This window comes from Bdellovibrio sp. BCCA (genome assembly GCF_037996825.1).
Lineage (GTDB): Bacteria > Bdellovibrionota > Bdellovibrionia > Bdellovibrionales > Bdellovibrionaceae > Bdellovibrio.
This window is the reverse complement of sequence record NZ_JBBNAC010000001.1, coordinates 3,474,484-3,496,520: the sequence shown is the minus strand read 5'-3', so window position 1 is coordinate 3,496,520 and position 22,037 is coordinate 3,474,484. Positions and strand designations below refer to the sequence as shown.

The window sequence follows — 22,037 nt, the reverse complement described above, 5'->3', positions numbered from 1 at the left end:
ATGGAAGTAACAGTACGTATCGACGGCGTTGATCACAAAGCTCATGCTCAATTGATCAAAGGCACTTTGTGGGTGCACCACAATGGACGTGTTTTTACTCTGGATGCAGGCTCTGGACGAAAGTCTCGCAAAAAAGCCGGTGCCGGTGGATCTTCGGATCAAGTCATGGCACCAATGCCAGGTAAAGTGACAAAGATTCTTTTAACTCCAGGTTCTGCTGTTCAAGCAGGACAAGCGGTTCTAGTGATGGAAGCGATGAAAATGGAGTATACTTTAAAGGCTGAGATCGCAGGAACGATCGACAGCGTGAATTGCACAGTGGGCGAGCAAGTAGCTCTTGGAAAAGTCCTTGTGAGAATTAAGCCAAAAACCGATAAATAGGCGCTATGAAAAAGTCAGTTGTTATTGTGGAAATGGGATTAAGAGATGGTCTTCAAAACGAAAAAGCCGTTTTGGATGCCGACACTCGCGTGGAATTTGCAAAACGACTGATCGAAGCTGGAACAAAACGCGTGGAAATTGGTGCGTTTGTTTCTCCGCAATGGGTTCCGCAAATGGCGGGCACGGCCGAAGTGGTGGAAAAAACTTTTGCACTCGTCAAAGCAGGACAAATTCCCAAAAAAACGGAATTCTCCGTTCTTGTTCCCAATGAGCGCGGTATGCAAGACGCCATTAAAAGTGGCGTGAAAGAAGTCGCGATCTTTGCGGCTTGTTCGGAATCTTTCTCATTAAAAAATATCAACTGCACGATTGATGAAAGCTTTAAGCGCTTCGAACCTGTGATGGCTTTGGCGAAAAAGCATAAAATCAAAGTGCGCGGTTATCTTTCAACATGTTTTGGTTGCCCGTTTGAAGGAAAAGTTCCTGAAGCACGCGTGATCAAAATTGCTAAAAGAATGCATAAGCTTGGCGTCTATGAAATCTCGATCGGTGATACGATTGGTGTCGCAGATGTGGGCCAAGTGGAATCTCTTTTCAAAAAACTTAAAAAAGTAATTCCAGTAAAAAAATTAGCAGGTCACTTTCACGATACTCGCGGGCAAGCTCTTGCGAATATTCTTGCCGCCTACAAAATGGGTGTGACGGTGTTCGATACAAGTCTTGGCGGCTTAGGCGGATGCCCTTATGCTCCGGGCGCGACAGGCAACGTCGCCACAGAAGACGTTGTATATATGTTCCACGGCATGGGAGTAAAAACAGGTTTGAACCTGGACAGACTCTTGGCAATCGATCCGTGGATGACAGAAAAAATTCAACATGCCTTGCCGTCTAAAGTCGGCAAAGTCGGAAAATTAAAACCTCTCGGAAAAGTCACAAAGCCATAATTCTTGTCGGCTCTCAGTCCTCTGAGGAATCCATTGAAAGGATTTTCTTGGAAGCGTAGGTTGAGAGTTTGGGAGGAGTGTAAATGGAACCTTCCCGGGAAAGGTATCAGCAGGATCAAAGATATAAAACCATCTTTGATTCCGACATGATTGGTATTATCGCAAGCACCATGAATGGTTCAATTCTGGATGCGAACGATTATGTTTTAAAAATGTTGGGTTACACTCGTCGTGATCTTGAACGTCATGAGCTGAATTGGATCAAACTCACGGCGCCAGAAGATGTTGAGACGAGCAAGGGTTATATTGATCAACTTCTAAGAAATAAAACCATCGCCGGTTTTGAAAAAGAATACGTTCATAAAGACGGTCATCGCGTTCCAGCTTTGGTTTCCTTGACTATGTTTAAAGACGGCACGGTGATCGCACTTGTTTTGGATATTTCGGCTCGAAAAAAAATCGAACGAGAACTGGAGCAAGCCAATCTCCTTCTGGAAGAGCGTGTTTCACTGCGCACACAAGAACTTCAGCAATCCCAAGCCTTTTTTGAAGCTATTTTTGAAAACATGCCGACGATGGTTTTTGTTAAAGACGCCCAAGATTTTCGCTTCGTTCGTTTCAACAAGGCAGGAGAAAAATTAATTGGCGTTCCCCGCGCCCAAATGATCGGCAAAACCGATTACGATCTATTTCCAAAGGAACAGGCCGATGCATCTATAGAAAATGAACGATACGTCGTTGAACAGTCACGTGTTGTGGATATTCCCGAAGAGCCGATTCAAACAGCACAGGGCTTGCGATATTTGCATACAAAAAAAATTCCGATCTTTAATAAAAAAGGAAAACCTGAATATCTTCTTTGCGTTTCTGAAGACATCACTGAAAGAAAAGAGTCAGAAAAACAAAAGATGGCTCTGCTGGAAGAGCAACTGGCCCGCGAAGCGGCAGAAGCTCGCGCCAAACAAATGGGATTTTTATCTGAACTCAGTTATGTCCTTGCGGAATCCTTCGATCAAGAACGTGTCTTAAAAAGTTTTACCGAAGAAGTGGTCAATTTTCTGGCGGACATCTGTGTCGTCGATCTTTTAGATGACGAGGGCTATGATATCGCGATTACAGAAATCTCATCCCATGACAAGTTTGATGAGGAATATATCAGGGCTTGGCGGAAACGCCATCCTCTGCGTTGGGATGCCGCTTTCGGAGCCGCGCAAGTTTTGCGTTCGGGGCAGTCCGAGCTTTATCAAAGAGTCGATATGGATTTGCATCTCGCAGAAAGTTTTAGTGCGGATGCTTATGCGGAAGATAGGCCGGTCTTTATAAGTTCCATGATCGTGACACCGATTAAAATCCGCGATCAAAGGCCGTTTGGTTTCGTCACATTTTTGTTAAAACAAGAAGAATTCAATGAAATGGATTTGTCCATAGCCGATGAGATTTCCAGTCGGTTGGCCATAGCTATCGAAAATTCAAGACTGTTTTATAAAGCTCAAGAAGCCAACAGGGCGAAAAGTGCTTTTCTAGCTAACGTAAGCCATGAAATTCGTACGCCGCTGGGTGCGATGTTGGGATTTACCGAAATGCTGAAGGAAGATGAGTCTCTAAACGAAGAACAAAGGGACATGATCGAAACTATTCTGCGAAATGGTCAACAGCTTCTGCGAATCGTTGATGAAATTTTGGATATTTCTAAGGTGGAGTCTGAAAGAATTCAGATTGAACAAATTCCATTTTCTTTACCTGCGTTGCTTGACGATATTGTGCATCTGTTAAAAGGACGTGCCGAAGAAAAAGGGATTGAGCTAAAGGTAAAATATGAAAATCTTCCGGAATTTATTGTGTCGGATCCGACGCGTCTTCGTCAGATTCTCATTAATGTGATCGGTAATGCGATTAAATTTACTGACGAAGGATATGTCGAATTAGAGGCCCGCTGTAAAAAGAATTTGCAATTCAGAGTGACGGATACAGGGATTGGGATTTCTCCGGAACAAAGAAGCAATTTATTTCAACCTTTTGTTCAGGCGGATAGCTCTACAACGCGAAGGTTTGGCGGCACGGGATTAGGACTTTTTCTTTCTCGTAAACTTGCGCGCCTATTAGGTGGCGATGTGATTCTGGATAGAAGCTCTGCAGGAAAGGGGAGTAGTTTTTTAATTTCCGTGGCTTATCAAAAAGCGGATCACGGACAGGATTTGTCGACCCATGTTGAGAATCATGAACGCGACAACTTTAAGCTTATTAGCAGTGTTTTGATTGTGGATGATGCCTCTGACAACCGCGACTTGTTTCGCCGTTATTTGCAGAAACTTGGAGTCGAAGAAAAAGCCATCGATATGGCACAAAATGGAATAGAAGCTGTCGAGAAAGCTCTTAATAAACCATACGACTTGATCTTGATGGATATTCAAATGCCGCAAATGGATGGTTTTCAGGCTCTCGATGAATTGAAGAAAAAGAATTACAAAGGTTTCGTTGTGGCGCTCACTGCGCATGCGATGAAAGGAGATGAAGAAAAATGTCTGGCTGCGGGATTTGACGGGTATTTGCAAAAGCCCCTCTCGCGAGAGGCTTTAAGAGAAATTTTAATTAAAACCAGTACTCACCACCGATAACGCCTGAGAATCCTTCCGTGTAGAAGGAATAAGTTTCCTGATAGCGATAATCTAAAAGGTTGTTCAGACGAGTGTAGGCCGTAAGACCATTTCCCAGTTCATAAGAATAAGAAGCATTGGCAATCGCGTAACCTGGAAGAGTTGTGAGAGTTGTATTGCCATTGCGATCCAGTCTTTCACCTGCGCCGACAACTTCCAAACTACCGGTTTGTGGGCCCCAAGTTTGAATATATTTAATGCTGCCGTTGACCAGAGGACGGCGGATCAACCAACGAGCGTTGTCGATATCACGTGGTTCTTGATAACCATAAGTCATTAAAAGCGACGAAGTTTCTGTCGGACGAAGTGTGTAGACGACTTCGGCGCCACGAGTTTCTGATTTGTTGACGTTTGTATATTTCAAGGACGGATAACTTCCCTGAGTTACAATCAGGTTAGAGAACTGTGACGTGAAAAGTGTGATCGACAACTGTTGTCTTTCGCTCAATTGAATTTCTTGTGAAAGACTGTATTGAGTCGCTCTTTCTTCTTTCAAATCCGGATTTCCATAAGTGGAATAAAGCTGGAACAAAGAGGGAATTTTGTATCCAGTTGATACTTCCAGTTTTGTTTTTTCAAACAAAATTAAACCCAATTGATAGGTGCTCACCGGATCTTGATCCGCCCAGTTCTCGACACGTCCACCAGCAGAGATGGCAAAGTGAGGAGTTAATTGGTAATCTGCTTTGGCAAAAACACCACGTTGTTCCGCAAAAGAATTCGACTTTTCTGAACCTGTATCGCGATAAACGAAATCTTCAAAGATGTAGCTTAAGCCGGTCGTCAGAGTCAGCTTATCAGTTTTAACCGGCGTTAGATCCAAACGCACGGTGCGCAGGTTGGCTCCATAGTCTTGATCTGTGAGCATCGGATTTTCTGGAGTCACTGGCTGATTGAAAGTTCGAAGACTGTTTTGCGCACTCAACGTTAAACGAGGAGACCAAATAAAATTATTGAACTTCAAATTTGAAGACACACCTAGCTGTCGCGCGTATTGTTCAAAATTTGAAGTATCGACGATTTGATAACTCATTCCGGAAGTTGCGGAATAGTTGAGTTCCTGAATGTAGTTAGCCTTAAGATGTCCTTCAACGGCGCCCTTCCAAGCGTAAGCACCTTCCGCATTCCAGTTGTTGCGAGAATAAGTTCGGGATGAATCCAGAACCGGAGACTCCGCGTCTTTCCAGGAACCGTGACCGCGAATAATCATCCCACTGTCATACGTGAGCATTTCGGTGTGAGTTGCAGAAATATCGCGGGCATTCTGAGTGCCAAGCTCTCCTTGGATTCCGCTTCTTTCTTTAAGTTCTTGAGGAATGGTTTCAATTTTAATAACACCACTTAAAGCCTGACCACCGTAAAGAACGGTCTGGCTGCCTTTAATAATTTCAATGCGTCGAACGGATTTGACGTCCAATGAATTAAGATTGAACGTTCTTTGAATTGTTGAAGCATCGTAAAAAGGAACACCGTCGACTAAAATCAACAAGTGGCTTGAGTCTCCACCACGGATGTAGATGGAGTTCGGTTGAAACGGTGTATTGGTCACGGTGACATTGGCTTGGCTTGCCAGAAGAGACGTAATATTAGGAGCACGAGAATCTTTAATCGTCTTTTCATCAATCACGATACGACTTGAAGTATTAAAGACAACATCTTCCACCACAGTTTCAAAAGAAGGCGGAGTTTCTTGAGCCCACGCTGGAGCGCTGATCAATAAGGAAAGCAATAAATAAACTTGTTTCACGAGGAGTTCCCTTTAGTTAATTCACATCTAATTTAAATCGGTAGGTATAACGAATCTTAACTGCAACAGATTCAGATCCTTTTTGCGCAGGTTGAAATTCGAATTGCTTTAAGGCTTCAATCGCAGATTCATTCAATCCAAAGCCAGGACCGCTGATGACATTGACGTCTCGGACTTTGCCGGAGCGATCAATCAAAACATCCAAAACAACAGCACCGTCTACTCCGGCTTTTTTTGCTTCGGCAGGGTAGGTGGCTTTTACTTCTTTCGCCACTTTTGGGAAACGTGTGACTTCACCCCAGCCCACAGGTGTGGATTCAGCGCTCTCAGAAGAATTTGCTCCTTCTGCAGGACTTTCCTGGGCTGTTGTTTCTGAAATATTTTTTCCTTCAAAGCTTGGAGGACCTGAGACCGAAGTTTTTTTCACCACTGAAGGCGTCATCACAGGAGCGACAGCGTTTGTTTGTGCGGCTGAAGTCGCCAAAGTGAGATCTAGAATTTCTTCGTGAAAAGAATGTGGATTCTCATGACCACAAAACCAAAGGTAGCTGCCAAGAGCGAGATGAAGAATGAGTGATACAACGATCCAGAGTGCGTATTTCAAAACAAAATAAACTTCCCACAAATCGACAGGATGATCAATCTTGGGGACAAAAAATCGACCGGATTCGCAATACCCTTTCAGTGAGAGGGTTTTAAGGATTTCTCAGAATGAGACGGGGCACTATTTTTGATAATAAGAATGCCAAGAGGTGCTCTTATGAACTCTAAGCGCAGATATTCCCATTTGATCCCTTCCGTACTGGTCGTGACGTCCCTTATTTTGTCAGCCTGTCAAGAGGCTGGTCACCAGGTCACTCCACGTGTGGCGTCAAATAATAAAAATGCGAAGGTGGAATCTGTCGCTGGGCGCACGAAACTGACAAAAGAACAAGAAGGTCAGGTCGTCGATCCAACAAGCCTCGTGCCTTATCAACAATATTTAAAAACCACTTTCGATAACCTGAGCGAAGGTTCAACGACTTCATGGCCGACACTTTTTAAGTTAAAAAAATGGATCATTGCTCCAATGGATCTCAAGAAGGACGAAGCGAAATCTCTTTCCATGACGTATTCTGAATCCACAGCGCAGGCCCAAGCTCGCCAAACGCAGTTTGAAGTGTGGATCGACTCACGCACTGTGAAAGACGCCACCGATGCCGACAAAGCCCAATTGATTCTCACAGAGTTTTTGACGAGCCTTTACACGCTGAAGAACTTGCCTGGCGATCAGTTCTGCAATCTCGTAAAAGAAATTTCACCAAAATCTCAGTGCGCAGCTGCGAAAGAAGATATTTCTCAGCAAGCAGAAGCTGATGCCACTGCTAAAAAAGAAGAAGCAGCAAGAAAGACGCAGCAGCGCGCGGCGGGCAAAACATCTCCGAAGCCGGCGGTTGAGCGTTCGACTCTTGTGCAAGCCAAGCCTTTGGGTCAAGGTGATTACAATAATATCCGCGTCGTAAAAAATTATATTCTTCAACAGGGTGCAAACATTCGTCAGGATGAACTAATTAAGAAAATGTCTGAAACGGGCTTTGACGTGCGCATCTTCGATGTGGAGATTCAAGCCGACGACGGCATGGGTGACACAGGCAAGGTCAGCGGAGAAGCTTTGGAATCCCTTTTTGTTCAAGCAAAAGCTTTGGATAAAAACAAAGTCACTTGTCATCTACTACAACTCGATACCAAGAGTTCTTGTGAAATTTCCGTTCAACGCACTGTTGAGCAAGTTCCCGAAGCAGAAGCCCGTCATTTGCTAAAATACTCTTTGAAAGAAGAGGGCGCAGAGCAGGCATTTGTTTCAGAATCAGTTTATCAACTCAAAGAGATCTCTATCGGCCGTTATCCTGAAAAGGAAACAAAAGAAGAGCTTCGTTTAGTACCGCTGACTGGCGTTGCCTTAAATAACCGTGAAGTCGGTGCGACTTTCCGTGTGACTTATATGGTTGTGACAAGAACGAAAGAAGCTCTGAAGCTTGAGGGCTTTTTAACAGTTCCGGGTGAAGTTTCTAAAACAACTCACGACGAACAAAAGAATAAAACTTTGTGCGAGGGCAAACTTCCTGAGGCCAAGGATAAAAACAGCGATGTGATTCTGGTTACGAAAGACAGCAAGTATGCTGATGCCATCAAATCCGTTTTAAAAGGTATTCAAGTCGTTCCACCGTGCTGGTAGGACCTTCAAAAAGGCCGCTCTTGTAATTCACGCGGCCTTATGTTAGCCTTATTCTTGTCGGGGTCACTCCTGACGTCTATGAGAAATTAAATCCGTCATTATTCCTTATTCTAAAACTTCATTCGACCCAATCAGGGTCTTTGGACGGATTTTCTATATGCAAAATAATTTAATAAGCGTGACCGCAAGGTCGCTGGGCTTTGAGCTTCCTCAAGGCGAAAAACTTTTTTCAGATATTTCGTTTTCTCTAAACGCTTCTCGCTATGGTTTGGTGGGACCCAACGGCGTGGGAAAAAGCACGTTAGCTAAAATTTTAGCGGGCCTTCTTTCGCCTTCGTCAGGAGAAATCAAAACTTCGCACGCGATTGTGTATTTGGCACAATCCGAAGAGGCAAAAAACCAAACGGTTGCGGAATATTTAATTCATCTGTGGGACAGTCCTCATGTCTCTGCCGAGGAGTGGGGCCCTTTGCTGCAAAATATTCCTTTAGAAAGTTACTTAAACACATTAAGCGGAGGAGAATGGACCCGTGTGCGTATTGCCGAAGCATTATCGCGAGCGGGTGGTTTACTTATTTTAGATGAACCTACGAACAATCTAGATAAAGAAGCACGGAACTATATCGCTGAATTTGTAGACTCCTACCGTGGAGCTTTACTGCTTATCAGCCATGACCGTGATCTCTTAAATCATGTGGACTCCATTCTGGAACTTTCAAATCAAGGATTGTCCGTCTATGGCGGAAACTATGAGTTTTACAAAGAACAAAAAGAAAATGAAAGAGAGCTTCAAGAAGAAAGACTGGACCGCGCTCGGCGCGAGAAAAAGAAATTGGAAAGAGAACACAAAGAAAAATTGCTCTCGCAAGAAAAGCGCATGAGAGAAGGAACTCGTAAAGCAGCACGAGGCGGAATTCCGCGCATTATTGCCGGAGGCTTAAAACGCCGCGCCCAGGAAACCCACGGCAGGATTCAAGCTCATGAGGAAAAACGTGTGGAAAAAGCCCAAGAGAGTTTTCAGGATTTGTTTGCAAAAACAAAACGCGAAAGCACTTTGGGTCTGGAACTGCCAGAGACCTCAGTGCCTGAAGGAAAATTGATTTTTGAACTCAAAGATTTCAACGTCCGGTTTTCTTCTCAAGACAAGAGTTTGTGGCCCGAAGATATTTCTATGGTGATGAAAGGTCCCAAACGTTGGGCTTTAGCGGGAGCAAACGGAGCAGGTAAGACCACTTTGATTAAAACTCTGCTGGGACAGGCGCCGCCTGAGGCGCGAGTTTTCGGATCTCTCCATAAAGGAGATCTGGCGACGGCTTTTCTTGATCAAAAGTATTCTCTTTTAAGCGGCGATCTTTCGATTCTAGAAAATGTGATGGAACATTCTCGCTATGATTTGATTGAAACCAGAAACCGTCTGGCGCGCTTTCAGTTTATGGGGGAAAAAGTTCATCAAAAAGTAAATTCACTCAGTGGGGGAGAAAAGCTCAAGGCTTCGCTTGCGAAAATTCTTTTAGCTTCTCCAGCTCCTCAGTTTTTGATTTTGGATGAGCCGACAAACAACTTGGATATCGCAAGTCTTGAAGTGCTCGAAGAGGCTCTTTGCGAATATCAAGGGGCTTTGTTGGTGGTGTCCCACGATGAAGTTTTTCTAGAAAACATTGGAATCAGTGAGGTCTACCTTTTGCAATCTTAGCCCGTACTATGATTGCTCGTTGGTTGACCTCCTTGAGTTTTGTGTGTTTTGGCCTACTTAGCCTGATGGTTCTTCAGATGACGAAGAGGCCGCTTTGTATCGATTCCAAGGTTGTCGAAAGAATTGACAGGCTCGCTGAGAGTGGAACGGATTCTGTTTTCCGTTGTGCTCTTAACAAGGCAACGCCTTACAGTCAGTTCTTTAGCGAGCACGTGAAGGATCTCAGTTACCGTATTCAGCAGACGGAAAGGCTCCTTGAAAGCATGGAGCCTTTCTATCGCAAAGTGCAGATCACGATTCTGCAAGACCGACCGTATTTGTTCCGTGTTCAAGGTCATCAGATTTATATCGGCGAAAGACTTTTAGAAGCCCCAGGTCACTTAGAAAAAGGTCTTTTAAAAATCTGGTATCGTGAAAGAAATGAAGCTCTGTTTTCAGAGCAAGCTTTGATGGAAGAAGTTGTCACAGATTTCCTTTTATATTTGCAAAGCGGTGACTTGGATATCGGTGATCCCACAACGAAAATCAAAACAGCTTTGCGCAAAGTGAAATGGCCTTATGTGATTAAGTCTGTTTCGGCTTATTGTGATTCGCCGTGGAAACAATCTGAACATTTCGCCGCTTGCCAAAACAAGCAAGAGGCCGTGTCTTTGATTGACCAACAAGTTATTGAGTTGAGTTTAAGGCCACTTCTGGTCACAAGTTGGATTCGCTCGTTTAAAGACCTTTCGGTGAAAGAACGTTTTTATTTTACGCAGAATCTGCCACAACTTTTACGTTCTGAGCATTCTCCTGCGCTGCCAATTGTACCGGTTGCGGGGATTCCGGGTGCGCAAGAGACTATTTTGTTGCGTGCGGCTGACGCAATTAAAAACGTGAACTCTTTCGTTGCGACTTCACAGGCGATGAAAGATTCAGAAGTGCACCGCCTGTTTGTGGCAAATTTCACCAATGAGCTTCGCTCTAATGGTTTTCAAGATGCATTTGCGGAAGCTTCCTTTGATGTTCTTTACGTCAGCCAGGAAGGTTTGTCAGAAAGCTCGAAAGTTTTTCAACAGTTTGTGAAGATCGCGAAAGCTCAACCAAAACTGCAAATCGCGCTTCAAGATAAAGAAAATCTTTGGATGCTTCCTTCTCGTTATCCAATTCCTTTGAAATCTTTTGGGCAAATCAAAGCCACACGTACAGTGGTTGAAAAATGCGGTGGTTATAATTTTAGTTATGTCATGGATTATGCCGATGTGACGGAGAAACTTTTGGTCGTCGATCACTGCGATTCAAAAAGGGAAATTCAATTCTCTCGTTTCTTAAGCGAGGGGGCGGAAGGTTTTGGCGCTCAGAACAAGGGCATCGCTTTTGTGCAATTTCATTTGCCGTCTCTTTTAATGAAGAAGACGGAACTTGAACAAGTGGCCAATGTTTTTGAATTTATCCAGAAACGTGATGTAGAAAGTCCGTCTTTTAAAAGTCTTGGCTGGCGCGAAGTCCACTGGAGCGAACAGGCTAAAGCTTATCAGCCGAAGGCTTACGTGGACGCGATCGAATGGTTCCGCGTACCCAACTAATCAAGACTTGGCAGTTCTGCCTTAAACTCTTTGATTTCATCCATTTTCGTTTTGCGTTCGCGGTCTAGATTGTTGATGTCAATCTGAATGCCAGAAACTGTAGAGCGCAATGAAGAAACATCCGTCGACAAAGAAGAAATTCTTCCATCCAAGTAACTGCGTTGTGATGAATTCGCGATCGGCGTAAAATTTCTTTGAGCTTCCAACGCCGAAACTTCTCCTTCAAGACTGCCTAAGCGACCTTGGTTGTAACTCAAATCGGCTCGGCGCGAAGCAATTTTTGTTTCAATCTCATGAATATCGGATTCGCGTGAACTGATCATCGCTTGCACGTATCTTTTACGGCCTTTGCGGTATTCCGCCAAAAACGCAGGTTCTAAATCTTTAGGGCAAATGTTTTGATATTTCTTTCCTGAGGCTCCGGCATTTTGACCGTTGGATTTTGCGCAATAGTCTTTCACGCCTTTTTTGTGTTCCGCCAAAAGAACATTGATCTGAGGTCCTTCGCAAACTTCGCGAGAATAGAAGTCTCCGCTTTTACCGACTTGATAAGCGTAAGAAGGACTGCAGTATTTTTGCATACCGCTTTTGAATCCCTGATCCAGTTGTGATTCTTGAATTTCAGCTTCGACTTTGCGGCACTCATTGACGAGCTTATCTGAATTAAGCCATTCACCACGAAGAGCGACTTTCTTTCCGTGTTCAAACCAGTTAACAGACTCACACTCTTTTTTCTTAAAATAACTTGCACACGCCGTCAGATTTAAAGCCAAAGCAATCAAAAGAATTCGTGTCATTACGACCCCACAAGCTGTTTGAGTTCACTTTCGAAACTGTGCTGATCTTCCATGGCTTGAAGCATGGTGTTTTCAAGATCTTCAATCTGAGCGCTCGTGTCGTGGAGCTCTTTCGCCAGAGTTCCCGCTTTTTCTCCCGCAGCGCTCATCAGTTTTTCATTTAAAGAATCTCTCATCTTATTAAGATCGGCAATCTTCTTGTCGCAGTCTTCAATAAGCTTTTGAGACTTTTTAATCTGACCTTCAAGTCTCTTGCGCTCTTCTTTGTAGTTAAACTTTGTGGACTCATCCGATTTTCCAGCAGAGCGGACAGAGGCGTCGGCATTTTCAAAAACTCGATCTGCCAAAAAGCCTTTTTGCAAACTCCATACGTATTCGTCATAGGTGCCTGGATAAAGAGTGAGTTTACCGTGATTCACTTCCAAAATCTTGTTCGCGACACGACCGATAAAACCACGATCATGGCTGACGGTCACAATCGTACCTTCGTATTTTTCCAAGGCTGTCGTCAAAGCTTCGACCGTGTCGAAGTCCAAATGATTCGTCGGCTCATCTAATAATAGTAACGGAGATTTCTGTAAAAGAATCTGCCCCAAAGCCACGCGCGATTTCTCACCACCGGAAAGCACTTTGACTTTCTTCAAAGCCGCATCACCAGAAAACAACAAACTTCCTGCGATATTAAGAACATCCTGATGAGTCACTTCTTTGTGTGCCAGAGACGCCATCGCTTCAATCACAGTGTGTTCAGGATTTAAGGCTTCCGGAGTGTGTTGAGCAAAATAAGAAAAACTAACTTGATGACCCCACTTAATGGAACCTTTTACCAAGGGAATTTGCTCACCCAAAGATTTAAGCAAAGTGGATTTACCAGCACCGTTAAGACCCACGATGCCTAAATGATTGCCACGTTCTAAGCGCAGTGAAACATCTTTAAGAATGACTTTGTCGCCGTAACCGCAATCCGCATGCTCGATTTCGAGAATTGTTTTTCCAGTCGGACTTGCCGGAGGAATATGGATGTGTGAATGCGTGGGGGCCGCCTTCATCTCAATCACTTCCATTTTTTCCAGAGCTTTCAAACGGCTTTGCGCTTGACGGGCTTTGGTGGCTTTCGCTCCAAAACGAGTGACGAAATCCATAATGGATTTTCTTTTAGCCTGCTGATTGAGAATTTGTTTTTGCAAAATTTCATTGAGCATCGCTTTTTGCTCAAAGTAGTCATCAAGACTTCCTGGAAACTTCACAATATCGCCAGACTCAACTTCTAGAATATGATCTGTCACGCGACGAAGAAATTCGCGGTCATGTGAGATCAAAAGAAACGCGCCTTTGAATTCTTGCAAGAAGTTTTCTAAAACCAACAAAGTTTCTAGGTCCAAGAAGTTCGTGGGCTCGTCCAGCAAAAGTAAATTCGGCTCTTGTCCAATTAAGTACAAAAGCTTCACACGCATGCGATAACCACCGCTGAGTTGCTTTAAATGCGATTGAAAGTGCGCTTCGCTTAAACCTAATTTCAATCCAAACTGTTTAAGTTCCCACAGTGGTTTAATGCAGTTCTTCGCAAGATACTCTTCAACCTTCTCGTCGACATTCCAATCAGATTCTTGCTCCAAATATCCCAAACGCAGTTGTTGAGATTTTGTGACAATACCTTGATCAAGATGTTCTTGATCGACCAGGATCTTAAACAAAGTGGATTTGCCGGCTCCGTTGGGACCGATAACGCCAACGTGTTCCCCTTCGTTAATAGCAAAGGTGGCGTCTTCAAAAAGACTTTTTGAACCAAAGGCTTTGTAACCGGATTGAAGTTGTAGAAGGGTGATAGCCATGCCCAGAAACTTCTCTGAAAAGTCGCATGACGTCAAGAAAAAGGGCCCGTTTTCACAGACCCTTCTCGGTATTTAACTTGGAATTAACAACTAGAAATCAGCGATGTTGTCTTGAAGGTTCGGGAAATCAACGAATGGATTTCTGTTACCTTGAGTTGCGTAAATGTCGTCGTTGCGACGGATTTCTTCGTCATCAATCGGATCTTCTTTAGCCCATTTACGTAAGAAAGCTTCTTCGCTGGCATTGATTGGAAGATCGTAGCGCAAAGAGAAGTAGAACAACGCGCGAGCGACATTTCCTTTGTGATTGTGAGGTGGTTCAAAGATCTCTTTGCCACCGCCGTCTGGAGTGCCGAAGCGAGACGCCGGGCAACCCAACGTTTTCGTGTCTTTCACGACTTCACCGAAGTTGTTGTTACCACGAACAGAGTTCAATTTTGAATCGGTAGGGAAAAGGTGATGAAGGTCGGCTTTTTGAGTGCCTTTATCGAATTTGCCAGAGAAACGGCTTTGTGGCCAGGTGTGCTCAACGTTGATCACGTTGCTGTCAGGAATTCTGTTGGGAGCGGGAGCGTTTCCGCCTCTGAAATCGGCGGCTGTCTTTTCGTTGTCACAGTAGACATCTGTTACTGAGTAATTTCCGCCGCCATTGTCATGAAGATAGAATTTACCCATCAAGTAAACGCGGGCTCCGTTGTATCCGATCGAAGTCTGCGCATAACAATTAGATCCGCTGCAGTTATTGACTATCTGATCAAGGCCCCCATTCACACGAAGGTGGTAACTTCTTAAAACTAGTTTGATGCTATTTTTTAAATCGTTGTTGCTAATTCCAGAAGCGAGGTCGCTGTAAAATTTCTCGCCGTAGTAAGGAACTTCCTGAGAAGCGGGAGCGGCATGTCCGAAGTTTGCAGAAAACAGGACCACCAGTGTAAGCATCAAAACGTTCATCTATCCTCCATAGTTAGACATTTCTTGGTGTCTAGTAGAAACACTGCGCCCTATTCGCAGCATATACGGGGTTCACGCGTAAAACCTAATTCACGGATCGCTCAGCTTGCAAGAAAACTCCGTAAAGCTAACGTTTTCCCAACAATTCTTCGCTGCGCATCACTTAAGTCGGGCGCAAAACGATCCCAAAATGAGAAAATCTAGAGTTTTTGACGCCGTAAGCTCATGGAATAAGGCGATTTCCCGATAAGTCTAATCATGAGATTTGGGGAAAGAGATACCAATATGACTTTCAAAACATTCGTGGTTTTCATCATGTCGGTTCCATTCCTCGTTCAAGCGCAAACGACAACAGCACCCAACTCTGCCGCTGTTTTTCAAAACATGCAGCTGCAACAACAATACATGGTGCAACAACAGCAAGCGCAGATGGCGGCGGTCGAAGCTGCAAATCAGCAAGCTGTTCAAGCGCAAGCCGATGCCACACAAAAACAAAATATCTTTCAATTGATCTTGGGACTTTGTCCTTTGATGTTTGGTGGCGGTTCCAAATCAGCGATGGGTAACACCGGTAACAAACTTCAAGACGCGGCCTATGAAATGGAAGATGCAGCGTGGGCAGCCCGTGAAAAAGAAGGATTCGTCTACGAAAAAGATTTGAATCGTGATCTTGCCCGTGAAATCGGGGGAGATGCCAGTGCGAAGTTCGCCAAAGGTTGTGACCACTTTATCAATAAAGAAGGTCAGCTTGGAGCTTGGGGTTCCTACACTCTTCAGCAAATCAAAGACAAACCGGAATCTTTTGGTTTGAATGTTCCTGATGATATTACAAAGTGGTGCCCAAATTATCCTAAGATGAGTAAAGATCAAAGAGAACTTTACTGGGTGTGGATCATCATGTCGATGGCTTCTTCCGAATCAAGTTGTAATCCAAACAATGACAATCGAAATGCTCCGAATGGAACAGCGATTGGTCTTTTGCAAGTGTGGAAACCTGTTTGTCCGAAGGCGCGTGATCTACACGTGCCTTATCAAAATATCCAATGCGGTATCGATCTTCTTGCTAAAGAACTTCAAAATCGTGACACGCTCATGACTCCCACATCGAAAGGCCCAGAGGGAACTTACTGGGGACCTTTGCGCAGTGATGATTGGAACAAACGTCGTGGCGGTGATATCGCGGGAGCTCAGAAAACTCGCGGCTTGATGAGTCAATACCGTTACTGCAAATAATATTTCCGTCGAGCCATAGCCAAATTGTCTTTGATGTGCTTTATTAAGCGCATGAGCAATGAATCAAAATGTCCTAAATGCGGTTCCGAACATATTTATCAAGACGGCAACTTGTGGGTGTGCCCTGAGTGCGGTCATGAGTGGAGCGTGCATGCCTCCATCGAGGTTGTAGAAGATGCTCCTGCATCGAATGTTATTAAAGATGCGAATGGAAATATTCTTCAAGACGGTGACACGGTCACTGTGATCAAAGACTTGAAAGTGAAAGGTTCGTCTTCTTCGGTGAAGGTCGGAACGAAAGTGAAAAACATCCGCTTGGTGTATGATAGCGCCGATGGACACGATATCGCGTGCAAGATCGATGGTTTCGGCGCGATGGGTTTGAAATCTCAATACGTGAAGAAGGCTTAGGCCTTCTTCTTTTTATTATTCTTAGCGTCTTCTTTACGTTTGGCCTTCACACGATTTTTGTTGTCGACAAAAACCACGGAAGGCTCGTGCTTCTTAGCTTCTTCAAGGCTTAATCCGCAGTAAGAACAGATGATCACAAGATCGCCTCTTTGTACGTGGCGAGCAGCGGCTCCATTGAGGCAAATCTCGCCTTTATTTCCTAAGATCACATAAGTAGAAAAACGGGCGCCGTTATTGCAGTTGTAAATATCTACGCGCTCGTTGATAAGCAGGCCGGAAGCTTTAATAAGATCAGGGCAGATGCTCACGGAGCCTTCGTAATCAAGGTCCGCTCCAGTGACAGTCGCGCGGTGAATTTTTGCTCTTAACATTGATAAGTTCATAATCGAAATCCTTAAGTATTGTATTGCAAAGCGATCAGCATGCCTTTAAGAACCAAGTCCGGCACAATCTCATCGAATATTTTTTCTTTTTCAAATAACGAAGAAAATCCACCTGTGCCAATCACAAGAGGTTTTTCATCCTGGAAACATTCCTTCGTGATGCGTTCGCGAAGTTCTTTAATCGTGCCTAAGTGGCCGTAATAAAGACCCGACTGAATGCTTTCCACTGTCGAGCGTCCCAAAGCTTCATGCATAGAGATGATTTCTACCGATGGAAGCTTTGCAGTCTTGCTTTCAAGAGCTTCCATGTTCAAGCGAAGTCCGGCCACGATGGAGCCACCCAAATAGTCTTTATCCTTGGTCACAGCACAGAAGGTTGTCGCCGTTCCCAAATCCACAAGAATCAGATTTTTTCCTGGATACAAGTGAGTCGCCGCAATGGAATTGGCGATACGGTCCGCACCGACTTCCAAAGGATTGCGGTATTTCACCTTAAGACCTGTTTTTACTCCTGCTTGCAGAATGAATGGATTGATATTGAAGTACTTCATGCACGCACCACGAAGTGAATAAATCACTTCAGGCACCACACTGCAGATCGCGATTTGTTTGATCTTCGAAGGGTCATAGCCGTTTTCACGAATTGCACTGCGCAGGAAAATTCCTGTTTCATCCGAAGAAGCTCCGCTTTTGGAATTCTTACGGAAAGACAAAACCATTTTGTCTTTATCAAAAAGACCGGCATAAATCTGTGTATTGCCGACATCAAGGCATAAAATCATAAAGCGTCCTTAGGTATAAGCACTTGAATCAATTCGTAAGTGAGTTGTTCCAAGTTTTCGCAAGGGACGGCTTCTTTCGAATTAATCAAGGTGAACTTGTGAGTTCTATTAACAATATCAATATCTGTCATGTCGTTATGAACGACGTAATCCGCATTAGAACCTTTAAAAAGTTTATCCACAGCTGCTTTGCGTTCTTCTTCCGAAGCATGGCTTGTGAGTTTAAAGGCAATCACTTGGACGTTTTTATTTTTTGAATAAACTCTTAAGCGATCCACGATCTTGTGATTGCGCTTAAGATGAATGCTCATGCTATCTGCGTCTGAACTGACTTTTTTTACTTCAAACGGATGATAGTTTTCGCCATTCACTTCGATGGTATCAACTGAGTAATCGCTGACAGCTGCCGCATGAATCACGTGAGTGAATTCATTCTTGGAAAGATAATCTTTCATTTTTTCATCAAGACTTGCAAAGCTTGTGAAGAAATCTTTCTTAGCGACATGTTCTGCTTTAAGCGACGTTCCGTGAGCTTGAAGCAAAGTCACATCAAAACCCATCTGTCCCATGGCTTCTGCAATGGCAATCCCAGTGCGACCGGAACTTAAGTTGCTGATCACGCGAACCGTGTCAATCGGCTCTTGTGTTCCGCCTGCTGTGACTAATACTTTCACTTTCGAAAACGCTGAAGCGCGAGCTGCACGAGCAGGATCAGCATTCGTAGCAGGTTGTTTTTTCAACGCTTCCAAAGTGAATTTTAAAATTAAATCAGGCTCTAAAAGTTTTCCCCAGCCTTCTTCACCGCAAGCAAGAATTCCTGACGCCGTATCAAGAATCTCAATACCCATTCCACGCAAAGCCTCTAAAGACTTTTGCGTCACAGGATGTTTGTACATGCTCGTGTTCATCGCTGGAGCCACAAGAAAAGGCTTTTTAAAATCGTGAGCCAGGAACAAAGTCTGAACCAGATCATCGCCCACACCCTGCGCGGCTTTATTAATAAAATTCGCCGTTGCAGGAGCCACCAAAATCGCATCAGCCCATCTCATCAAGTGAATATGGTCCATGACGTTACCCGTGGCATACATATCACTCACGACGGGTTTCCCAGTCAGTCCTTCCAAGGTCGCATTGCCGACAAATTTCAAAGCAGAAGGTGTTGCGACGACTTGCACTTCGCAACCGGCTTGCACAAGACGGGAAACCACATGGCACGCTTTGTAACAGGCAATAGAGCCTGTCATCATAAAGAGAACTTTAGATTTCGACATTGTCTATCAACCTCACTTCTCCCAATTTCGCCGCAACAAATCGGCGGTTCCCGATATCAGTGACATAGTCGACGACAAAACCCTGAGAGTTGAGCTTTGCAGCGGCTTCCTCCGCAGATTTACTTTCCGTGATGGCTTTATAAATTGCCGGAGCTTTGGCGCGTTCTTCCGGAGACAATCTTGTGTTGCGAGAACTCATCGCAAGACCGTCTTTTTCACGCATTGTCGGAACAGGAACGATTTCTAGATTCATAAAGAAGCTATCCACCATGCCTTTAATCAAAGTCATTTGTTGGAAATCTTTCTCACCGAAATAAGCTTTGGTTGGAGAAACAATGTTAAATAACTTCATCACCACAGACAAAACGCCATCAAAGTGTCCAGGGCGGTGAGCGCCATCCAATAACTTCGAATATTCATTCTCTGTGACTTTGTAGCGGTAGTTATCCGGATACATGTCGCTGTACTTTGGATAAAAAATTGCATCCACACCATTGCGTTCGGCCATCGCAAGATCAGCTTCCCAAGTTTTTGGATACTTTTCCAAATCGTTTGGGTCATTGAATTGCGTGGGGTTCACAAAAATAGAAAGCACGACGAAATCATTGTCGTCATAAGCGCGTTTTAGCAAAGACTCATGGCCTTCGTGCAAAGCACCCATCGTCGGAACAAAGCCGATGGAGCCGTGTTTTCCCCAGCGCCAGGTTTTAAATTCTTGAGGTGAGCGTAAAACTTGGATCATGAATAGCTCTCCTTCTCTGTGGGAAAGGCGCTTTCAACGACTTCGTTGTGGTAGGAGTTGAAAACATTTTTCAAAGTTTCATAACCGTTAAAGTATGTTTTGAGGTACTTCGGTTTAAAGCCTTCATTCATTCCAAGCATATCTTGCAGAACTAAAACCTGTCCGTCGCAATCAGGACCTGCACCAATACCGATCGTTGGAATTTCTAAAGAGGCGGTGATTTCACGCGCAAGTTTCGAAGGCACGCATTCCAGCACAACCGAAAACGCTCCAGCATCTTGAAGCTGCAAAGCTTGCTCTTTGATTTTCTTTTGCGCTTTTTCATCACGGCCTTGAACTTTAAATCCGCCCAGTTGATTCACGGATTGGGGAGTAAGTCCCAAGTGACCCATTACAGGAACACCGGAATCCACCAAGTGACGAACAAGTTCAATATTTCCAGAAGCTCCTTCCAGTTTCACAGCATGAGCCCCAGCCTTCATGATTTTTTCAATGTAAGTCATATTGGCCGTTAAACCTTTGCGGTAGCTCATAAAAGGAAGATCGCCGATAACAAATTTCTCTCCAGCTCCGCGAACAACCGCCGCCGTATGAAGAGCCATCATGTTCACAGAAGCATTCAAAGTCGTTTTGTGTCCGTGCATAGTCATCGCCAAAGAATCACCGACTAAAAGGCAATCAATGTTGCTGGCAGCAGCAATGCGCGCGAAGGAATAGTCGTAGCAGGTGAGCATGGAAATTTTTTGCTTTTTAGTTTTCTTATCTTGGAAATCAAGGATGGTTTTCATAAGGGCCTCACTTTCGCGGATACTCGGGCCAATAAGTTTTTAGAAAAGCCTGATAGATCTCTTGGTAGGGATCGTTTTTCAAAGCTTGTAAATTTGCATTCACTGTTTCAACGTCTTTACGAACCAAAGGACCCGTCAAAGCTTTTGCCGGATCAGCAAAAGTATTGGCGAGAACTTTTTCTACATAGACTTGTGCCGCCTCCGCCGGAATTTTCATTTCTGAAAAACCCGAAAGCATTTTGCCAACAAGCAAAGTGACGAAGTTTCCTCCGAGCACACAATAAGAATGATAAAGAGCTTTCTCGGAAGCCTCGATCACAGAAGAAGAATTAGGAATTCCAGGCAGAGCTTCTTCCAAAGAAGAAACTCCCGTCAGAGTGAAATGAATTTTTTTATAAAAATCTAAATCGTAAAACTCAGGTCCAAATGTCATCAAGGGGTGGGCTGAAATCATGCCCTCGAAATGATGGGCTCCTGAAAATTGCACGACCACTTTTTCATGACCTGCTAAATGCTGGCGATAAAATCCTGCCAAAGCGCCGTCACTGATAGCCAAAAGAACGTGAGTCGCCGAAGAAACTTTGCGCGCCAAAGCATGCGGATCTTGAGAGCGGTCCCAGGATTCAAAACTGATATTTAACAAATTGAAGTAATGGCCCATATGGCGGGCGACGCGGCCAGAGCCAATCAAGAGATAGGAAATAGAAGAATTCGTTTTTGTCGCCTTCATATAATTGGGTACCTGTCCTTTAAGAGATCAAGTCCTTATGTAATGGTCGCAAACTAGCACAATTCTAACAGATTTCAACGCCGAATACCACGCTGCGCCAGGCTCTGGAAACTAGACTTAAACGCTAAACTGAGCGAAGTTCTCGCCCATGAAGTACTTATATTGGATTTCCGCGACCGCTGTTATCGCTCTAGGCATCTATTTTGCCATGAATTTTTCAATTCAGCCGCAGTCAATTCCTAAGATCAAATTTTCTCAGGTTCATGTTCCCGAAGAATTAGGTAAAGGTGTTTTCGAACGACTTCGTTTGGAGATCAAAGAAGCTCCGATTGTTTTATTAGGAGTCACTCCTAACTACATCGAAGACATGGAATTGTGGCGCGGTTTCTTTGAAGCCAATCAAGAGCCGGGTTCCAAGTACGATGTGATCGTTGTTGAACCCATGCTTCCTTATGTGGAACTTTTTAGCTCTAACATGCGCATTGATATCAAAGACGACATGGCTCGTTTTGTTGAGGGAGTTAAAAAAGCTCGCGCCGAGGGCTTGCGTGTGGCCGTGATTGTCCCGAACGTTTATTCTTCGCAATTATTGAAGAATAATCCTGCCAATCGTTTGAAAGAAGAGTACAAGCTCGACGTCACAAGTTTTTCCGTGACGAAGTTTCCTGTGACTCGTGAACAAGAACAATTCTTTGAGCCAAAGTGTGAAATGGAACAAGGAAAAGACTTAGCGGGAACGGGAGCGTTGGGTTGCATGATTCAAAACATCGCCCGCAAAACGTATCGCAAAAAATTTGAAGACAATAAGTATTCAGGAATGATGGAGCAAACAGGCGCAAAAGATTATTTAATTCTTTTGAATCGAAACGCCGGCTCTAAATAAGAAAAAGGTACCAGGTACCTTTTTCCTCAAGGGGG

General features: G+C 44.2%; 20 protein-coding genes and 1 riboswitch. Of the genes, 9 read left to right on the top strand and 11 right to left on the bottom strand.

Going from position 1 to position 22,037, the window contains the following annotated elements:
• The 3 genes from AAAA78_RS16905 (at position 1) to AAAA78_RS16895 (ending at position 3,940) form a co-directional block, all read left to right on the top strand.
• Positions 1–381 (top strand): acetyl-CoA carboxylase biotin carboxyl carrier protein subunit, encoded by a 381-nt coding sequence (locus AAAA78_RS16905; protein ID WP_340593290.1) that lies wholly within the window; start codon positions 1–3, stop codon positions 379–381.
• A 5-nt stretch (positions 382–386) separates the two neighbouring features.
• Complete coding sequence (locus tag AAAA78_RS16900; RefSeq protein ID WP_340593289.1) at positions 387–1,325, top strand: hydroxymethylglutaryl-CoA lyase; 939 nt, start codon at positions 387–389, stop codon at positions 1,323–1,325.
• A gap of 83 nt (positions 1,326–1,408) precedes the next feature.
• The gene (locus tag AAAA78_RS16895) at positions 1,409–3,940 is read left to right on the top strand and encodes a PAS domain-containing hybrid sensor histidine kinase/response regulator (RefSeq protein WP_340593288.1); all 2,532 of its coding nucleotides are present in this window, start codon (positions 1,409–1,411) and stop codon (positions 3,938–3,940) included.
• Here AAAA78_RS16895 and AAAA78_RS16890 read toward each other — a convergent pair.
• Together AAAA78_RS16890 and AAAA78_RS16885 are read right to left on the bottom strand one after the other, a co-directional pair.
• Entirely contained in the window at positions 3,915–5,726 is a 1,812-nt protein-coding gene (locus AAAA78_RS16890; protein ID WP_340593287.1) for a TonB-dependent receptor plug domain-containing protein, read from the bottom strand. The two genes, AAAA78_RS16895 and AAAA78_RS16890, sit on opposite strands and share 26 nt — an antisense overlap.
• A 16-nt stretch (positions 5,727–5,742) precedes the next feature.
• Entirely contained in the window at positions 5,743–6,330 is a 588-nt protein-coding gene (locus tag AAAA78_RS16885; protein ID WP_340593286.1) for an energy transducer TonB, read from the bottom strand.
• 156 nt (positions 6,331–6,486) lie between these two features.
• Between AAAA78_RS16885 and AAAA78_RS16880 the strand changes: the two genes are divergently transcribed.
• The 3 genes from AAAA78_RS16880 (at position 6,487) to AAAA78_RS16870 (ending at position 11,199) form a co-directional block, all read left to right on the top strand.
• Positions 6,487–7,941, top strand: coding sequence for a hypothetical protein (locus AAAA78_RS16880; protein ID WP_340593285.1), 1,455 nt, complete (start codon positions 6,487–6,489; stop codon positions 7,939–7,941).
• A gap of 157 nt (positions 7,942–8,098) precedes the next feature.
• Positions 8,099–9,634, top strand: a complete 1,536-nt coding sequence (locus AAAA78_RS16875) for an ABC-F family ATP-binding cassette domain-containing protein (protein WP_340593284.1) — start codon at positions 8,099–8,101, stop codon at positions 9,632–9,634.
• A 77-nt stretch (positions 9,635–9,711) separates the two neighbouring features.
• Positions 9,712–11,199 carry a hypothetical protein gene (locus tag AAAA78_RS16870; protein ID WP_340593282.1) on the top strand — a complete coding sequence of 496 codons (1,488 nt, stop codon included), beginning with the start codon at positions 9,712–9,714 and terminating at the stop codon, positions 11,197–11,199.
• On the opposite strand, the gene AAAA78_RS16865 is transcribed toward AAAA78_RS16870, so the two are convergent.
• The 3 genes from AAAA78_RS16865 to AAAA78_RS16855 form a co-directional block, all read right to left on the bottom strand.
• Positions 11,196–11,996 (bottom strand): DUF2799 domain-containing protein, encoded by an 801-nt coding sequence (locus tag AAAA78_RS16865; protein ID WP_340593280.1) that lies wholly within the window; start codon positions 11,994–11,996, stop codon positions 11,196–11,198. The two genes, AAAA78_RS16870 and AAAA78_RS16865, sit on opposite strands and share 4 nt — an antisense overlap.
• Positions 11,996–13,828: an ABC-F family ATP-binding cassette domain-containing protein gene (locus AAAA78_RS16860; RefSeq protein WP_340593279.1), complete on the bottom strand. Its 1,833-nt coding sequence runs from the start codon at positions 13,826–13,828 to the stop codon at positions 11,996–11,998. The genes AAAA78_RS16865 and AAAA78_RS16860 overlap by 1 nt, the downstream gene beginning before the upstream one ends.
• A gap of 90 nt (positions 13,829–13,918) precedes the next feature.
• Positions 13,919–14,779: an endonuclease I family protein gene (locus AAAA78_RS16855; RefSeq protein ID WP_340593278.1), complete on the bottom strand. Its 861-nt coding sequence runs from the start codon at positions 14,777–14,779 to the stop codon at positions 13,919–13,921.
• Positions 14,770–14,868: riboswitch (purine riboswitch) on the bottom strand. It overlaps the preceding gene by 10 nt.
• A 196-nt stretch (positions 14,869–15,064) precedes the next feature.
• Here AAAA78_RS16855 and AAAA78_RS16850 point away from each other — a divergent pair.
• Together AAAA78_RS16850 and AAAA78_RS16845 are read left to right on the top strand one after the other, a co-directional pair.
• Positions 15,065–16,012, top strand: a complete 948-nt coding sequence (locus AAAA78_RS16850) for a hypothetical protein (RefSeq protein WP_340593277.1) — start codon at positions 15,065–15,067, stop codon at positions 16,010–16,012.
• Positions 16,013–16,063: 51 nt separating this feature from the next.
• A complete protein-coding gene (locus AAAA78_RS16845) occupies positions 16,064–16,423 on the top strand; it encodes a zinc ribbon domain-containing protein YjdM (RefSeq protein WP_340593276.1) in 360 nt (119 codons plus the stop codon).
• On the opposite strand, the gene panD is transcribed toward AAAA78_RS16845, so the two are convergent.
• From panD to AAAA78_RS16815, 6 genes are read right to left on the bottom strand one after another with little or no spacing between them, the layout of a single operon-like run.
• Positions 16,420–16,806 (bottom strand): aspartate 1-decarboxylase, encoded by a 387-nt coding sequence (panD, locus tag AAAA78_RS16840; protein ID WP_340593275.1) that lies wholly within the window; start codon positions 16,804–16,806, stop codon positions 16,420–16,422. The genes AAAA78_RS16845 and panD overlap by 4 nt on opposite strands.
• 11 nt (positions 16,807–16,817) lie before the next feature.
• The gene (locus AAAA78_RS16835; RefSeq protein WP_295905535.1) at positions 16,818–17,588 is read right to left on the bottom strand and encodes a type III pantothenate kinase; all 771 of its coding nucleotides are present in this window, start codon (positions 17,586–17,588) and stop codon (positions 16,818–16,820) included.
• Positions 17,585–18,859 carry a bifunctional phosphopantothenoylcysteine decarboxylase/phosphopantothenate--cysteine ligase CoaBC gene (coaBC, locus tag AAAA78_RS16830; RefSeq protein WP_340593274.1) on the bottom strand — a complete coding sequence of 425 codons (1,275 nt, stop codon included), beginning with the start codon at positions 18,857–18,859 and terminating at the stop codon, positions 17,585–17,587. Before coaBC ends, AAAA78_RS16835 begins: the two co-directional genes overlap by 4 nt.
• The gene (panC, locus tag AAAA78_RS16825; RefSeq protein ID WP_340593272.1) at positions 18,846–19,601 is read right to left on the bottom strand and encodes a pantoate--beta-alanine ligase; all 756 of its coding nucleotides are present in this window, start codon (positions 19,599–19,601) and stop codon (positions 18,846–18,848) included. The genes coaBC and panC overlap by 14 nt, the downstream gene beginning before the upstream one ends.
• Complete coding sequence (gene panB / locus AAAA78_RS16820; protein ID WP_340593271.1) at positions 19,598–20,389, bottom strand: 3-methyl-2-oxobutanoate hydroxymethyltransferase; 792 nt, start codon at positions 20,387–20,389, stop codon at positions 19,598–19,600. The genes panC and panB overlap by 4 nt, the downstream gene beginning before the upstream one ends.
• Positions 20,390–20,396: 7 nt before the next feature.
• A complete protein-coding gene (locus AAAA78_RS16815; protein WP_340593270.1) occupies positions 20,397–21,119 on the bottom strand; it encodes a DUF2520 domain-containing protein in 723 nt (240 codons plus the stop codon).
• Between the two features lie 148 nt (positions 21,120–21,267).
• On the opposite strand from AAAA78_RS16815, the gene AAAA78_RS16810 reads away from it, so the two are divergent.
• Positions 21,268–22,002, top strand: a complete 735-nt coding sequence (locus AAAA78_RS16810; protein WP_340593269.1) for a hypothetical protein — start codon at positions 21,268–21,270, stop codon at positions 22,000–22,002.
• Positions 22,003–22,037 lie beyond the last annotated feature (35 nt).

Excerpts from the sequence above, each read along its gene's own strand:
- AAAA78_RS16905 (WP_340593290.1), top strand. The coding sequence starts at position 1 with ATGGAAGTAACAGTACGTATCGACGGCGTTGATCACAAAGCTCATGCT.
- AAAA78_RS16900 (WP_340593289.1), top strand. The coding sequence starts at position 387 with ATGAAAAAGTCAGTTGTTATTGTGGAAATGGGATTAAGAGATGGTCTT.
- AAAA78_RS16895 (WP_340593288.1), top strand. The coding sequence starts at position 1,409 with ATGGAACCTTCCCGGGAAAGGTATCAGCAGGATCAAAGATATAAAACC.
- AAAA78_RS16880 (WP_340593285.1), top strand. The coding sequence starts at position 6,487 with ATGAACTCTAAGCGCAGATATTCCCATTTGATCCCTTCCGTACTGGTC.
- AAAA78_RS16875 (WP_340593284.1), top strand. The coding sequence starts at position 8,099 with ATGCAAAATAATTTAATAAGCGTGACCGCAAGGTCGCTGGGCTTTGAG.
- AAAA78_RS16870 (WP_340593282.1), top strand. The coding sequence starts at position 9,712 with ATGACGAAGAGGCCGCTTTGTATCGATTCCAAGGTTGTCGAAAGAATT.
- AAAA78_RS16865 (WP_340593280.1), bottom strand. The coding sequence starts at position 11,996 with ATGACACGAATTCTTTTGATTGCTTTGGCTTTAAATCTGACGGCGTGT.
- AAAA78_RS16860 (WP_340593279.1), bottom strand. The coding sequence starts at position 13,828 with ATGGCTATCACCCTTCTACAACTTCAATCCGGTTACAAAGCCTTTGGT.
- AAAA78_RS16855 (WP_340593278.1), bottom strand. The coding sequence starts at position 14,779 with ATGAACGTTTTGATGCTTACACTGGTGGTCCTGTTTTCTGCAAACTTC.
- AAAA78_RS16850 (WP_340593277.1), top strand. The coding sequence starts at position 15,065 with ATGACTTTCAAAACATTCGTGGTTTTCATCATGTCGGTTCCATTCCTC.
- AAAA78_RS16845 (WP_340593276.1), top strand. The coding sequence starts at position 16,064 with ATGAGCAATGAATCAAAATGTCCTAAATGCGGTTCCGAACATATTTAT.
- panD (WP_340593275.1), bottom strand. The coding sequence starts at position 16,806 with ATGAACTTATCAATGTTAAGAGCAAAAATTCACCGCGCGACTGTCACT.
- AAAA78_RS16835 (WP_295905535.1), bottom strand. The coding sequence starts at position 17,588 with ATGATTTTATGCCTTGATGTCGGCAATACACAGATTTATGCCGGTCTT.
- coaBC (WP_340593274.1), bottom strand. The coding sequence starts at position 18,859 with ATGTCGAAATCTAAAGTTCTCTTTATGATGACAGGCTCTATTGCCTGT.
- panC (WP_340593272.1), bottom strand. The coding sequence starts at position 19,601 with ATGATCCAAGTTTTACGCTCACCTCAAGAATTTAAAACCTGGCGCTGG.
- panB (WP_340593271.1), bottom strand. The coding sequence starts at position 20,389 with ATGAAAACCATCCTTGATTTCCAAGATAAGAAAACTAAAAAGCAAAAA.
- AAAA78_RS16815 (WP_340593270.1), bottom strand. The coding sequence starts at position 21,119 with ATGAAGGCGACAAAAACGAATTCTTCTATTTCCTATCTCTTGATTGGC.
- AAAA78_RS16810 (WP_340593269.1), top strand. The coding sequence starts at position 21,268 with ATGAAGTACTTATATTGGATTTCCGCGACCGCTGTTATCGCTCTAGGC.